The organism is Methanohalophilus euhalobius, assembly GCF_900215215.1.
GTDB classification, from domain to species: domain Archaea; phylum Halobacteriota; class Methanosarcinia; order Methanosarcinales; family Methanosarcinaceae; genus Methanohalophilus; species Methanohalophilus euhalobius.
Window position 1 is genome coordinate 235,884 of record NZ_OBDR01000002.1, and the last position, 15,191, is coordinate 251,074.

General features: G+C 39.8%; 14 protein-coding genes. 9 read left to right on the plus strand and 5 right to left on the minus strand.

All coding sequences use genetic code 11. From position 1 onward, the window contains the following. The first annotated feature begins 7 nt into the window (after positions 1 to 7). The 5 genes from hemB to CP947_RS03515 are packed head-to-tail and all read left to right on the plus strand — an operon-like array spanning position 8 to position 4,890. On the plus strand, positions 8 to 985 hold the full coding sequence (hemB, locus tag CP947_RS03495) for a porphobilinogen synthase (RefSeq protein WP_096711843.1): 978 nt from the start codon (positions 8 to 10) through the stop codon (positions 983 to 985). A 19-nt stretch (positions 986 to 1,004) separates the two neighbouring features. Continuing rightward, positions 1,005 to 2,267: a glutamate-1-semialdehyde 2,1-aminomutase gene (hemL, locus tag CP947_RS03500; protein ID WP_096711844.1), complete on the plus strand. Its 1,263-nt coding sequence runs from the start codon at positions 1,005 to 1,007 to the stop codon at positions 2,265 to 2,267. Between the two features lie 14 nt (positions 2,268 to 2,281). Continuing rightward, a complete protein-coding gene (gene hemC / locus CP947_RS03505) occupies positions 2,282 to 3,208 on the plus strand; it encodes a hydroxymethylbilane synthase (RefSeq protein WP_096711845.1) in 927 nt (308 codons plus the stop codon). Between the two features lie 6 nt (positions 3,209 to 3,214). Further along, on the plus strand, positions 3,215 to 4,114 hold the full coding sequence (locus CP947_RS03510) for a dihydroorotate dehydrogenase (protein WP_096711846.1): 900 nt from the start codon (positions 3,215 to 3,217) through the stop codon (positions 4,112 to 4,114). Then, positions 4,114 to 4,890, plus strand: coding sequence for a dihydroorotate dehydrogenase electron transfer subunit (locus CP947_RS03515; protein WP_096711847.1), 777 nt, complete (start codon positions 4,114 to 4,116; stop codon positions 4,888 to 4,890). Before CP947_RS03510 ends, CP947_RS03515 begins: the two co-directional genes overlap by 1 nt. Positions 4,891 to 4,893: 3 nt before the next feature. Here CP947_RS03515 and CP947_RS03520 read toward each other — a convergent pair whose 3' ends face one another. Beyond that, positions 4,894 to 5,220: a hypothetical protein gene (locus CP947_RS03520; protein ID WP_096711848.1), complete on the minus strand. Its 327-nt coding sequence runs from the start codon at positions 5,218 to 5,220 to the stop codon at positions 4,894 to 4,896. 299 nt (positions 5,221 to 5,519) lie between these two features. Here CP947_RS03520 and CP947_RS03525 point away from each other — a divergent pair, with 299 nt between their 5' ends. Further along, complete coding sequence (locus CP947_RS03525; RefSeq protein WP_132130932.1) at positions 5,520 to 6,032, plus strand: hypothetical protein; 513 nt, start codon at positions 5,520 to 5,522, stop codon at positions 6,030 to 6,032. A 26-nt stretch (positions 6,033 to 6,058) separates the two neighbouring features. Here CP947_RS03525 and dprA read toward each other — a convergent pair whose 3' ends face one another. Together dprA and CP947_RS03535 are read right to left on the minus strand one after the other, a co-directional pair. Beyond that, positions 6,059 to 7,000, minus strand: coding sequence for a DNA-processing protein DprA (gene dprA / locus CP947_RS03530; RefSeq protein ID WP_096711850.1), 942 nt, complete (start codon positions 6,998 to 7,000; stop codon positions 6,059 to 6,061). Beyond that, positions 6,997 to 9,432, minus strand: a complete 2,436-nt coding sequence (locus CP947_RS03535) for a phosphoribosyltransferase (RefSeq protein WP_096711851.1) — start codon at positions 9,430 to 9,432, stop codon at positions 6,997 to 6,999. The genes dprA and CP947_RS03535 overlap by 4 nt, the downstream gene beginning before the upstream one ends. A gap of 694 nt (positions 9,433 to 10,126) precedes the next feature. Between CP947_RS03535 and CP947_RS03540 the strand changes: the two genes are divergently transcribed. The 3 genes from CP947_RS03540 to CP947_RS03550 are packed head-to-tail and all read left to right on the plus strand — an operon-like array spanning position 10,127 to position 12,902. Further along, entirely contained in the window at positions 10,127 to 10,852 is a 726-nt protein-coding gene (locus tag CP947_RS03540; protein ID WP_096711852.1) for a fumarylacetoacetate hydrolase family protein, read from the plus strand. Beyond that, positions 10,852 to 11,151, plus strand: coding sequence for a hypothetical protein (locus CP947_RS03545; RefSeq protein WP_096711853.1), 300 nt, complete (start codon positions 10,852 to 10,854; stop codon positions 11,149 to 11,151). Before CP947_RS03540 ends, CP947_RS03545 begins: the two co-directional genes overlap by 1 nt. Positions 11,152 to 11,189: 38 nt before the next feature. Next, positions 11,190 to 12,902, plus strand: coding sequence for a glutamate--tRNA ligase (locus tag CP947_RS03550; RefSeq protein WP_096711854.1), 1,713 nt, complete (start codon positions 11,190 to 11,192; stop codon positions 12,900 to 12,902). 26 nt (positions 12,903 to 12,928) lie between these two features. Here the strand turns inward: CP947_RS03550 and CP947_RS03555 are convergent, their stop codons facing one another. Together CP947_RS03555 and CP947_RS03560 are read right to left on the minus strand one after the other, a co-directional pair. Then, complete coding sequence (locus tag CP947_RS03555) at positions 12,929 to 13,531, minus strand: 30S ribosomal protein S3ae (protein ID WP_096711855.1); 603 nt, start codon at positions 13,529 to 13,531, stop codon at positions 12,929 to 12,931. 122 nt (positions 13,532 to 13,653) lie between these two features. Further along, positions 13,654 to 15,162: a serine--tRNA ligase gene (locus CP947_RS03560; RefSeq protein ID WP_096711856.1), complete on the minus strand. Its 1,509-nt coding sequence runs from the start codon at positions 15,160 to 15,162 to the stop codon at positions 13,654 to 13,656. Positions 15,163 to 15,191: the final 29 nt, after the last annotated feature.

Consider the following 15,191-nt stretch of genomic DNA (forward strand, 5'->3'; position numbering starts at 1 on the left):
GATACCAATGTACCCAAATATTCGAATGCGCAGGCTCAGGAACGGAAAGATAGGCAATCTTATACGTGAAACTTCCCTGGGGGTTGATGACCTCATATATCCGATGTTTGTTGACGAAACCGCAGAATCCATAGTTGAAGTACCTTCCATGGAAGGAGTTCTGAGGTTGCCTCTTTCCGAGGTTGTCAGTGAGGCCAGGAACGTGGCGGACCTGGGTATCAGTTCTTTAATGCTTTTCGGCATTCCTTCACAGAAGGATGAAAAGGGAAGCAGTGCTTACGGGGACAATGATATTGTCCAGCAGGCCACGCGTGCTATCAAGGAAGAACTTGGTGACGACATGGTTGTGATTACCGATGTCTGCATGTGTGAATACACATCCCATGGCCATTGCGGTATTATTGATAATGAAACCCATGATGTGATCAATGATGAGACTCTACCCATTTTGGGCAAGATTGCGGCAAGCCATGCCAGGGCGGGCGCAGATATGGTAGCCCCCTCGGGTATGATGGACGGCATGGTGGGTGCAATCAGGCAATCCCTGGATCAGGAAAATTTCAGTGATGTGCCAATTATGTCCTATGCTGCAAAATACTGTTCCGCATTTTACGGCCCCTTCAGGGATGCTGCTGATTCATGCTATTGTTTCGGTGATCGCTCTACATACCAGATGGACCCTGCGAATTCTGATGAGGCCCTGAGGGAAGTAGAACTGGATATCATGGAAGGTGGCGACATCGTCATGGTAAAACCGGCTCTTCCGTACCTTGATATTATCTACCGGATAAAACAGGAGTTTGGTATGCCAACTGCGGCTTACAGTGTCAGCGGAGAATATTCCATGCTCAAGGCAGCCGCCCAGCAGGGTTGGCTGGATGAGAAAAAGGTCATGTACGAATCCCTGATGTCAATAAAAAGGGCCGGAGCGGACATGATAATTACTTACTTTGCCAAGGAAATGGCACAATTACTGAATGAATAAAATTTACTGATGTGATTACATGGTCAATCTGGAAAAATCAAAAGCAATGTTTGAAAAGGCCAGGGAATATCTCCCTGGTGGTGTTAGCAGTCCGGTACGAGCAATCAAACCCTATCCATTCTACACCGAAAAAGCTTCCGGATGCCGTATTACAGATGTTGACGGTAATGAATACATCGATTACTGCCTCGGTTACGGGCCCAATATGCTGGGTCATGCAAATCCCGTGGTCAAGCAAGCAATAAGTGATCAACTTGAAAAGGGGTGGCTCTATGGAACCCCCACAGAGTCCGAGTTCAAACTGGCCGAAAGGATTGCAGCCGTATATCCAGGCATCGATATGCTTCGTTTTGTATCCACAGGTACCGAGGCCACAATGAGTGCCCTGCGGGCAGCACGTGGTTATACAGGAAAGAACAAATTTGTTAAAATCGAAGGCGGTTTCCACGGTGCTCACGATTCAGTACTTGTCAAAGCTGGCTCAGGTGCTTCCACATTAGGTAAACCCGACTCTCTGGGTGTACCACAGGATTTCACCAAACATACTCTTCAGGCACCCTATAATGATATCGAAGCCATGACAGACCTGCTTGAATCAAGCGATGATATAGCAGCTGTCATCATGGAACCGGTAATGGGTAATGTCGGTCCGGTATTGCCACAGGAAGGTTATCTGGAAGAGATAAGGAAACTTACAAGGGAATATGATACTCTGCTCATATTCGATGAAGTAATAACCGGCTTCAGACTTGCAATGGGCGGTGCACAGGAGTATTATGGTGTGACACCTGACCTGACAACGCTGGGCAAAATTATCGGCGGAGGAATGCCAATAGGGGTTTTCGGGGGCAGAAAAGATATCATCGAAATGATTGCACCTTCGGGTTCGGTATACCAGGCAGGGACTTTTAGCGGTCATCCGGCATCTGTTGCTGCAGGACATGCAGTGCTTGATGTGCTTGAGAAGGAAAATGCTCATGAGAAACTCAATACGATGGGGCAAGATGTACGCAGCAGACTTTCCGAGATGGTCACTGATAAAGGACTGGATTACAGTGTTTCAGGAGTGGGTTCCATGTTCAAGATCTTCTTTGGAGATATGCCAACAAATTATCAGGATGTACTCAAATGTGACAAGGAAGGCTATTTTAATTTCTTCCATAAAATGCTGAACCAGGGAATTTTTATACCCCCTTCCCAGTTTGAGACAAACTTCCTCTCTCTGGCACATACCGAAGATGATCTGGAAGCGACCTTTGAAACTTATGAATCCTGCCTGTAATAGGATGTGTTGATTTGATAATTGGTACAAGGGGAAGTGACCTGGCTCTTGCACAGGCAAAGACCGTTGGTGGCCTCCTGGATAACCGGGGATTCCCCACTACCCGCAAGATTATAAAGACAAGCGGTGATACCTTCACTGACCGCCCCCTCCACGAAGTGGAAGGTGTTGGTGCCTTTGTGAGGGAACTGGATGACCGGATGCTTTCCGGGGAGATCGATATTGCAGTCCATTCGATGAAGGACCTGCCCACTGAAAGACCCGCAGAACTTTCCATCGCAGCAGTTATCGAACGTGATTCTCCTCATGACGTACTTCTCACGAATGATGGTTCAACCCTTGACGAATTGCCCGAGGAAGCGATTGTAGGGACAACATCCATGCGCAGGCGGGCCCAGTTTTTGCGCTACCGTCCGGATCTGAACGTCCAGGACCTGCGAGGTAATATAAATACCCGTGTTAAAAAACTTGAATCCGGTACGTATGACGCAATTATACTGGCAGAAGCGGGTTTACAACGCATGGGCTGGGACATCGAATGTCATAGGCTGGACGCCGATGGTTTCTGTCCCTCAGCCAATCAGGGAACCATTGCCGTGGTTACCCTGGCAGGCAGTGAAGCGGAATTACTCTGCTCCCAGATCGATCATGCCGAATCCCGCATCGCTACAGAGGTCGAGAGACTGGTGATCAGGGATGTGGAAGGCGGATGTATTGTACCGGTTGGTTCATTTGCAGAATTTGTGGACAACGGCAACACGATACATATACGTGCCGAGATCTTATCCCTTGACGGAAAGCGGGATATCCGCCTGGATGAAATGATCCCGGTAGATAATTATCGAGAGCATGCTAAAGAGCTGGGTCAAAAACTTGTTGCTCTGGGCGGAAAAGAGCTGGTAAAAGAAGCCATCTCGCAGTTGTCCCCAAAAAATGATTGATCATTCATGAAGATAGCAGGCATAGAACTCAAAAATCCTACAATCCTGGCTTCAGGCATAATGGGAACCACAGGAGCAGCCCTTGCAAGAATGAGCCGCAACGGTGCCGGTGCAGTGGTAACCAAGTCAATTGGCCCGGTTCCCAAAAAAGGCCATAATAACCCTTCAATGGTGGAGCTGGAATGCGGATACATTAACGCGATGGGACTGCCCAATCCTTCCTACTCGGGTTTCTGTGAGGAAATCGGAATTGCGAAAAGCAAAACGGATGCACCGTTAATTGCCAGCATATTCGGCGGGAACGCTGCAGAATTTACTGAAGTTGCGAAAGGGTTGCTTTCCTCAAAGCCTGATTGCTTTGAACTTAATGTCAGCTGTCCCCATGCTGAAGGTTATGGAGCCTCGGTGGGAACTGATCCTGATCTTGTACATGAAATCACGGCCGCGGTAGTTGATGCTGTGGATGTACCCGTATGGGTGAAACTCACACCCAATGTTACGGATATTACTTCTATTGGCAGGGCAGCAGAATCTGCAGGTGCATCGGCAGTCGTTGCTATCAATACAGTGCGAGGCATGGCCATTGATATCCATTCCGGGTATCCGATACTCGGCAACCGTTTTGGAGGACTATCCGGTCCTGCAATAAAACCGGTGGCTGTAAAATGTGTTTATGACCTGTATGAAGTGCTTGATGTGCCCGTGATAGGAGTGGGAGGTATTACCTGCTGGGAAGACGCAATCGAAATGATGCTGGCTGGCGCAAGTGCTGTTGAGATCGGATCTGCCGTACATGAAGACACTCAAATTTTTGAAAAAATAAGCAAAGGTATTGATACATACCTGCAAAAGTATGGATATTCAAAAGCTGAAGATATAGCAGGCCTATCACACGAGATGATCTGATGCGTCCCATTCATTCAAAAATCACCGAAATCGTCGAAGAGTCACCCAATGTGCGTACTTTTTTCTTTGACACACAATTCGACGAAGCCATTCCCGGCCAATTCGTAATGGTCTGGGTACATGGAACCGATGAGGTCCCTATGACCCTCTCCGGTAAAAATTCCATTACAGTCCAGAAGGTAGGTGATGCCACATCCCGTATGTTCGAACTTGGAATAGGTGACCATATGGGGCTCAGGGGTCCTTTTGGCAGAGGTTTCACCATTCCCAAAAAGGGTGAAAACGTACTTTTCATTGCAGGAGGAGTAGGAGCCGCACCGATTGCTCCCCTTGCAGATATTGTAAAGGCAAGAGGAATTGAAGGCCGCACAATTCTGGGTTCCAGATGCTGTGATGAACTTTTGTTCAGGGAACGCTTTGCCTGTGGCAGGGTGGATATTACCACTGATGACGGTTCCGAAGGCAGGGGCGGTTTTGTGACCGATCAGCTGGCAGATACGAATACCTCTGATTATGACAGGATATATGTGTGTGGCCCGGAGATTATGATGTATAAGGTCTTTGAAATTTTGAAAGCACGCAATGTTCAGGTAAAGTCAGAGTTCAGCCTGCACAGGTATTTCAAATGTGGTATCGGAGTTTGTGGAACCTGCAGTATGGATCCCGATGGCCTGCGTGTCTGCAGGGACGGGCCTGTATTCAATGGCGGTGAACTTGAAAAATCTGAATTTGGACATTATGAACGTGATTCTTCAGGTTGCAAATGCCATTTTTAATTATCAGGCAGCAAGTTTTTGTGCCTTCACCTTTTCATAGAGCAGGTTAAACAGAAAAAGCAATTCCCCTTCCAGAAAAATTATTCCTGAATTGGTCCTGTCTTCTTTTTTGGCAAAAAGGATAGTTAGTTCAAGATCTCTTTGCGCTGCCTGTTTTACCGACATGTCAAATGTATCCTTTGTACTTGAAAGGTGTTTTTCGACATTTTCTTCATCAAGATAGGTATTTATCCATCGTACCAGTTCGGTCCGATATCTACCCGAAATCGGAATGTTATTCACATACCTGCGTACATGGTTTATTTCTTCTGTGCAGTAAAGATCGTTCATATCCACTCCCCAATAAAGTATTCTTTCCAAACAGTCAAATAAGTTATCATTGGATATTCGCAGATTAAGGTCTCAATTCTATAAAAATAATGATATTAATTTAAACCTTTATGTATATTCCATCTCAAATATAATTCTCCCATGAAATTCAGTACACAAATAAATTAGCAATTCTCAAAAATATAGATGCTTTATGAAATATTAAAATAAGACTTGTTTGCTATATAATATAAGAATTACAGATGTTTTTACAAATAAAAAGAAGTGCTTATATGGAAGACTTATTCGATGTTTAGGCAATGATTAGAAGAGAAAGGAGGCAACTCGAAGCTGATGATAATTCAGGATTAATCATTAGCTCATTGACAAAAGAACCAGTAAGATATGATTCATTTGAGGAAAGAAGTGCTTATCCTTATAATTGTGTAATAGATTTTCATTTTGTTGAGTATCAAATAAAGAATCGTTTAGTCAACAACAAATGTACCTACATAAAAAAAACACCTATAAGTAGGGAAAAAAGGTCATTCAAAAATTCAGATAGCCTAAAAAAGAAGAAGGGTTTCAGAAAAAATAATTATGTAAAGCCAACAAGCCAAAAGGACAAAATAAAAAATAATGAATTGAAATTAGATTTAGCTGATTTTATAAAATCATCCAATCATACAGCAGATAAAAATCATTTATTTTCAAGTAATTCTGAAAATACTTCAAATACACACTGCAATATTCCAAAAAAATGTATTACCTGCAATGATAAACATAATTGCCGCCTTTTAAAGCAAGGATTTGAAGAGATATGCAAAAGATAATTTAATTTCATTAATGAACAGCAATATTATGCAAAATAATCTAATGTAACATTTTTTGATGATTTTTTATTCGAATTCAGTAACTTATTTGTGTATCCTCTAAGATCACCAGTTATTACTTCCGTATCTGGCTCTAAAATCAAACGTAGATTGCCCTGATAATGACTATCATCGGCCATATCTTCAGGAGGTTTGACAACACCCAATAAACGACCTTGTTCTTTGCAGAACTCAGCAGTTTTCATACTTCCCCCTTTACTTTTGGACTCTACAAGAACAGTTCCAAGGGATAAGCCACTTTGAATTCTATTTCTTTCAATGTATGTATACTTTTTTGCTCTTGTTCCAATAGGATATTCCGAAAGCAATATCCCACCTTTTCTGATTATTTCTTCAGCTAATTCCTTATTGGATTTTGGACTTATTGAATCTAAACCATGAGCCAAAACAGCGGCAGTTATTCCGCCTTTTTTCAGTACACCCTTATGCGCAGATGCATCAATTCCCAATGCAAGTCCTGATACAACATTTAGTCCTCGTTTTGCAAATTGAAATCCTAAGCATTCTGCTTTCTTTGCTCCAGATATAGTAGGCTTTCTTGTACCGACTATGGCGACACAATGGTCATTTAGTGCTTCAATATTACCCATAGCATGTAATAACAAAGGAGGATTTGTTATTTGTTTTAATGATTCAGGATAATTTTTGTCAAAGATCGATATAATTTGAATGCCTATTGAATTTGATTTTTCGTATATTTTGGTTGCATTATACCAAGATTTTTCAACCGTTTCAAAATCTGGAACAACAATCCGATTGTAACTTTGTTTTGCATTTTCAATTAACTGTATAATTTTATTTACATCATTTATTTTCCTTGCATCTTCTGAGGAAAGCATGGTTTGAATACTTTTATTCCCTATGCCAGAAATATTCTGCAATGTTAATATCAAGATACTAGATTTCATATTTGATTACCAAACATTTCATATTTTGATGTTTCACCCAATGCAAATGGGACAACAATTTTAGCTCCATTTTTATCTAAAAGTTTTCTACATATATTTAGAGAAAAGCCTTTTGTAGTGACATCATCCAACAAAAGAATCTGTTGTCCCTTGACTTTAAATCTATTGGTAATAACAAGAGAGGACATCTCTAAAGATTCTTCTTTTATTCCTCCAGCAGATTTTTTGGGAACTGTTTTTACTCTTTTTATTATATCAGTTCCATCAATTATTTGGCTTTTACATATATTACCTTTTGTATCAAAATATTCTTTATTTATTATAAATTGAGCTAGTCTACTTATACCTGTATCTGTTTCTTTTTCTTTATGAGACGGTACAATACAGAAAACAAATTTTTCAAAAACATTTAATTTATTGATAATCAATGAATAGAAATATTTTAAAACTTCTTCCTGTGATTTGATATTAAGATTCTTGATATTTTTTAAATTTAATATACTCTTTGAAAAGCTATCAAAATCAGGGTTGGTACCATTTCTGTAAGGTTGATAGACGCCACATACAAATATATTATGTTGTGCAACCAATAAGTTGTGTTCTTTTTTTAGAAAGATGCTGGGCACTTCTAGTGAATACAAAGATTCTTTATGAACTTCAAAATCGGTTTTCTTATCAAAGTGATTTGCATCACTTTTTTCTAATTGCTCGATATTTTGTCCCAAATATTGACCATTAAGGACTACAAGACAATCATCGCCTTTTCCAGAATACATTTTCTCTTTAATACCGGCGTATGAAAATATATTGCTATATAACCATCTTTTAGCAGAATATTCTTTACTATTTACAAGAGGTTGCAAGTGTTTACAATCTCCAGCCATAATATAGTGTGTCTTGTTAATTAGGCCAGATGCAAAAAGAACAGATGGTAAATTGGCCATATTTGCTTCACAGAGTATCATCACATCAAAATTATGATTAAATATCTTTGAATCTAAATAAGTATTATTAAGTGTGCAACCTATTACCGAAGCATTATTAATTATATTTTCTTCAATTCCACTAATTTTACTAGATATTGTATCAATTTGTTCTGTATATTTTAGAATTTGCGAATACGTATTCCGTTTTGCTTCTATAACAATATCAAGAGAGGGTATTTCTATATTTGGTATGTCAAATAAGTCAGCAAATTCACTTAATTCTTTTTTAATATTATTTTTTTTTGTAAAGTTAAAGTCTCTATTTTGTTTATATTGCTCAAGATTATCCTTATAAATATTCTTTATTTCATGCTTTCTGGATAAATTGCTATTATCCCTGGTTATACTATCCTTTATTCTTTTAGATTTGTTTATCAAAAAAATTCTTTTAACAAAATTTTTACATTTTATTTTTTTTAAATCTTTTTCTTTTTTGAATATTGAATTAAATATTGTATTCATCTCAGAATCTAAATCTTGAATTGATTTTTCCAATTTAGAGATTTCAATTTTTGCTTGTGATTCCTTATGTTCTAGGAAATTCAATTCATCTAATTTATTAGATATTTTCTGATATTGATTTAAATCTATTTTTAGAGAATTTATTCTATTTTTAAGATATTCTATTTGATCATGTTTTTTTTCTTTTTCTTTTTGTACAATATTTTCAAAAATAAAATCATTAATTTGTGGAATTTCTACTGGATTTCCACACTTAATTATGTTACAATTATTATCACCATTATATTTTATATAATTATAATAATTCAGTAACATCATGTCTACTACAGAATTAGTAATAGAAACAAGTAATATTTTTTTCTTAGATTTAACTAGGTAATCAATAATTATATTTAATATTCTTGTATTATCTGTTTCTAGATGTCCACACATGAAAGTTATTTCTTTTTCAAGTGAATATGTAACTGCTTTATGTTGTGAGTGTGCAATCGATTTATCTTTATTAGTGTAGTATTTATTGTATTCATAGGGTTTATCAATTAAAGTAGAAGATGCTATATTTTCTGATTCAATTAATGAAAATAATTTCATGGAATTTTCTTCATTAAATGATAATTCTTTTAAACTTATCTGGTTAAATCTATCTAAAAGTAACTCATACAAGTTTGATATTGAAGTTTTGATAGTAATCACTGAATCTTCAGATATCAACTTTTCTTCAAGAGAAATGTTCACTCCTTCTAAATCTGTCGATACAATTTGACCATTTAAACATCTATTGCCAACGAAAATATGAATAGGAGTGTCATCAGGCATATCAATTCTTGAATCAGTTAAAATTCTGTAAACGAAACCCTTTGAAGTTGCAGTCAGGGGATGTAACTCATGAAAGTTTAAACTGAATTCAATTTCATTATTTTTAATAGATTCAATTTCTTGGTTTAAAGCATTTTGAAAAATTAATTTAAATTCGTTAAATTGCATTGAATCACTTTCTATTTAGATTTAGACGATTGCATGGAGTAGTGACCTACTAAAATTTTATTTTATAATTAATAACAAGCCACAAAATTGCTTTTTTGCTATAATCAGTAAATATATAATATGAAACAATCTCTAGAATAAATAAATCTTTTGTATTTTTTAGTATTGTTTGGCTATTATAATTATATTTTTCTAATATATGCCTTATAGATATCCTCACTTTAAAATTAATTGAAACACAAATATACATGCAATACCATAAATTGATAATTTCAACTTGAATTCTTTAAGCTTATTTTTGTGAATCCTTGCCCGAAGATTCCCATATTTCCTTTACAAAACAAAAATATAATTTCACCAAATTTCTTTAATAACAGAGCTATTCATCAAATTTACACAGCAACACTCTTTTTTGTCAAATCCTAGAAAATTACAGGGCGAATTATAATATACAGCAATTTAGTGATCATCTAAACAATACTATTTGTTCACGTTATTCCATATCAAAGACTAATTAGAATGTGTTTGTCCGACAAATAGGGTAATATCAGACAAAATAATTAGAATAGGATAATGATGAGATGATTTGTACTCCTTGCCGGAATTGATAAGAAAAAGGATTTATATTTATACCATATCTTCCTAATTTGTCTGCCAGGATAATGCATCTCCTTATTGTTAGCAAGTGGATAACATGATCGGAAAATTCAAACACGGTACTGAGATATTTGAGGGTAATGTGCAGGATGAAAAGGTAATATCTCCCAGGGGAGATGTTTATAATGTTAATTCACTTGATATACTTGCGCCTTCAAGTCCTTCCAAAATTATCTGTGTGGGGTTAAATTATATTGATCACGCCAAAGAACTGGATATGGACATCCCGGATGAACCAATAATTTTCATGAAACCCCCTTCTTCTGTAATTGGCCATGGTGCAAAAATAATCTATCCTTCCTGCAGCAATCGTGTTGATTATGAAGCAGAACTTGCTGTTGTCATAGGACAGCAATGCCATGGTATTCATGCTGAAAAGGCACAAAATGTCATCGAAGGATACACATGTTTTAATGATGTAACAGCCCGTGATATTCAGCAAAGGGATGGACAGTGGACCAGAGCAAAAAGTTTTGATACTTTTTCCCCGATTGGCCCATTCATAACTCCTGTGGAAGACTTCAATGCTTCTGCAGCAAAGATTAAGTGCAGTGTTAATGGCATGACCAGACAGAATTCATCAACTTCCAGATTGATATTCGATGTTGATTTCCTGATAGAATTCATATCCTCCGTGATGACCCTTGAAAAGGGAGATGTAATTGCCACAGGTACCCCGCCGGGTGTGGGTGAACTTAATTCAGGTGATTGCGTAGACGTAACCATTGAGGGTATAGGCACATTATCCAATGAGGTATCATAATGCTTTTTGATCAAATTTACAGGGAACTTGAATTAACTGAAAGACATCTTATCGTTCTCAGGAAGGTTATTGAGGAAGGCCCAATCGGTATCCTTAAACTTTCGGATGAAACAGAGATGCCAACCCATAAAGTAAGATATTCATTGCGAGTACTTGAGCAGGAACATCTCATCAAGCCTTCATCACACGGAGCAGTTGCCGGTGAGAATACGGAAAAATTCCTTGAAGATTTTGACGGACAAATAGCCGACATCATTGCAAAAGCATCTCATATCCAGCAGATAAGAAATTCAATTTAATATTTGCATAAGTTTTTACTATTATAGAGGTCAGCCAGATGACATTAGAGGATGAAGATATAAAAACGATTGAAAAATTTGCATTGCACAATGCTGTAAAATACAGACAACCCCCCCAGGTTGGCGCTGTCATGGGTCGTGTAATGGGGCAGTGTCCCCACCTGCGCCCCAAAGCCAAAGATGTTACGGCAGAAGTACAAAAAGTTATAGACCAGGTTGCAGAAGGCAACCCGGATGAATGGCAGCAGAGACTTGAGGAAGTCGCACCTGAACTTATTGAAGAACTAAATACAAAGAAGGAACCTGAAAAGGGTCTCAAGCCCCTTGATGTTGCAGAAGGAGAAAAGGTTGTTATGCGATTTGCGCCCAATCCCAACGGGCCCGCTACCCTGGGTAGTGCAAGAGGTATGGTAATCAACTCCGAATATGTCAAAATGTATGGAGGGGATTTCATAATACGTTTTGACGATACCGATCCCCAGACCAAGCGTCCGCTACTTGAAGCCTATGAATGGTACCTGGATGACTGTCACTGGCTGGGTATCGAACCTGACAGGGTGGTAAAGGCCTCAGACAGAATAACCCTTTACTACGAATATGCCCGCAAACTTATCGAAATGGGGCACGCTTATGTCTGTTTCTGTGACGGGGCTGATTTCAAGAAGTATAAAGATTCATGTACCCCATGTCCTGATCGTGACAGGGACCCTGCCAAGAATCTGGAACACTGGCACAAGATGATTGAGGGTGATTACGAAGAAAAATCTGCTGTATTGCGTATCAAGACAGAAATCGACCATAAGGACCCTGCACTGAGGGATTTTGGTGCTTTCAGGATAGTAAAAGCTACACATCCCCGCCCGGAAGTGGGTGATAAATACGTAGTATGGCCCCTTCTTGACTTTGAGGGAGCAATCGAGGACCATGAACTTGGCATGACCCATATTATCCGGGGCAAAGATTTGATGGACAGTGAAAAGCGTCAGAAGTATATCTATGATTACCTGGGTTGGGAATATCCAAAGACCACCCACTGGGGTCGCATTAAAATGCATGAATTCGGTAAATTCAGCACCAGTGCACTCAGGAAATCTATAGAAGAGGGCGAATACACAGGCTGGGATGACCCACGGCTTCCAACAATAAGGGCAATTCGCAGACGTGGCATCAAACCAGAGGCCCTGCGTAAATTTATGGTAGACATGGGTGTCGGGGAAACTGATGTGAGTATAAGCATGGATTCCCTTTATTCTGAAAACCGAAAACTTATTGACTCACAGACAAAGCGTTTCTTCTTTGTCCCCGACCCTCAAAAGATTGAGATTATAGACGGAAAACACACTATTGCCACTCCACCTCTGCATCCCGTGGAAGATATGGGTAACAGGAGTATAGAGGTGGATAATATTGTTTATATTAGTGGTGAGGATGCAAAAGAACTATCTCCCGGATCTCTATTAAGACTCAAGGACCTGTACAACATTGAAATTGTATCAACCCAACCTCTCCGGGCAAAACATATTGGTGATACAATGGATGAGGTCAGAAAAAAACGCCCACCTATCGTCCAGTGGGTAGCTAAAGACAATCTGGACGTGGAAGTTTTGTCTCCCGAGGGTAGATTCACAGGATTGGGGGAATTACAAATTGCAAATGAGATAGATAAAGTTGTGCAGTTTGAGCGTTTTGGGTTCTGCAGGATAGATGATGTAAAAGAAAAGAAAGTAGTAGCCTATTTCACTCATAAGTGAAAGGCTACTTTTTAATTTTTTAACTTTCAGGCTGCTGCGGAAGCATTAGCCTTTACAGGAAGAACTTCTGTCTTGCGTATTTCTACCCTTCTGATTGGATAGATGGTTTTTGTATTCCTGTAAATATTGGCTGCAAGTTTACCGGTTACGATTTCCTCGACAATGTGTTCAAAGTCAAGTTCTGCAGCTCTTTCAAGGACGATTTTACCCATAATTTCCCGGATTGCTCTTATCTGGCTGCTTCTTGCCCTCTTTACAGTAAATGCAATGGGCTTGATACGAAGCTTGCGTCCGTCCTTGGTTGTTACCTCAAGGTTATTGTCTATACGGGATGTCTGGCGTTTTACAATGGAACGAAGGTAATCTGTAGTGATCTCGTGACCAATGAAAGCAGTGTTTGCAGTGTCGCCGGTTACGTTGTCGATAGCCAGACGTAGTTTGATGTTCTGTTTTGAGAAGTCATTGGTAATGTCTCCTACAGTGGTTTCGATCGTCCTTCCAACCAGTTTCTCACTATCATCAGTAGTGGTTGTCCCAATAACGGTCCTGCCAATAAATTCAGGAGTCTCAATGTTATACCAGGTTTTGTTCTTCCATTTGTCCAGTTTTCTCTGTACTTTTCTTGCCAATAAATTTCCTCCAGTGTTAGTGTGATATTTCTCTGTCGATGATCAATGTAATTCTATAATATAGGCTATTAGTGGCCTTCTATACTAGACATGTCCATATATAAACAAATCGGTTATCCAGTTTAGAAGAACCTTATTCCTTCAGGCATTTCTCCAAAACGCTTCCGGAATTTTGCCGGCCAGTTTTCCGGATCCAGGCCTTTCTGTGCAAGGAAAGCCGAGGTCCACCTTTCCAGCCCAACACCCGAACATCCGGACCAGAGTTTGTCTCCCGACTGGCTTTTCACATTAAAACCGGAAGGATATTTATCCCCGTTGACACTCACGTTCTGGAACTCAAGCCATTCGCCGTCCTCTCCCCTGTACGGCAGAGGCGCCTCATAGTCTGTAGTACCGGCACTTTGCTCATCCGATACACCTGCAAGTCCCTCCTGTGCCATGAACCATGGTGTGACCCAGGCCTTTCTCCATTCAAGGTCCAGGATTTCATTGAAGATATGCATATAGCGTTCGTGGAGCTCTTCTGAGGCTTTGACTACCTGTTCCTTTGTACCCAGCCAGACAATTTCGATACGATGGAATTCATCAACACGTTCCATGCCGTGGATGCCACCACTTTCATACCTGTGGGATGTCCCGGAGCGGTCAAATACCTTCAGGGGGAACGAGTCTGTTGGTATGGTTTCGCCCTGTAAATACATCCAGAAGGGGGGACACTGGGCATAGCACAGACCACCTATAGGATCGCCGATTTTTTCCTTGATTAGTTCTGTAGGCACTTCTTTTGTAACCTTGTAGTAGTCAGCGACCTCTTCCCAGTATTCCGGATCACGGGTCTTCGGGGGGCATACATAGTAGATTTCGGGGTAGACCCCTTTGGCATGCCCGGATTTTTTCCACACATCCCAGGGAACAAGTTTCGGGAAAATCATTTCCTGGTATCCCAGGGGTTCAAGAAGTTCCTCAAGAACAATCTTTTCAAAAGTGCGGAACAATTTCGTGGACTGGGGACCGTGGATCCATTGTCCTCTGCTGGCCCCTCTTTTAATCCACCCTTTTTCTAGCATTTCCTGGGTAGGATCCTTCTCAAATGGGTGTGCTTTTTTTTCACTCTGCCACAGAAGGTTCCAGTGTTCGGTCTTGCCGCCATAGACCTTTTCTCTTATCTTGTCCTCCATAAGGGTAAGTATTCTGTCAGGAATACGGTTTTCAAGTTCTGCTTCTCCAACATCCAGATTGAGTGTGATGTATTCTCCGTCATAATCCATTGAACTGACATGTGGTATCTTCAGATCTCCGACTGATTTTTCAGAAGCCATTTTTATGACAAACTCATCAACATCAATACCCCGGATGCCCAGATGGTATTCCTTTCCAATTTTGCCAGCAAGAGGTTTACGCAGCCGGATAATTGCATCATGAGATCGGACATACCGGCCGGAGACTATCTCAATGTTTATCCGGTTATCCTTTACATTCCATCTTTTAATTCTTGCTCCTTCCCCTTCTGGTGCTCCTTTGGCGAGTATCTTTGGGGCTTCTCCCTCAAGAAACTCCTGAATGGTATCTACGGCGGGTGCGGGGTCCCCGCTAGTTTTGAAGGCAGCTTTTAATCTGAATTCCAGATCCATTATATTTCCTCGAAATGATTAAATAATGA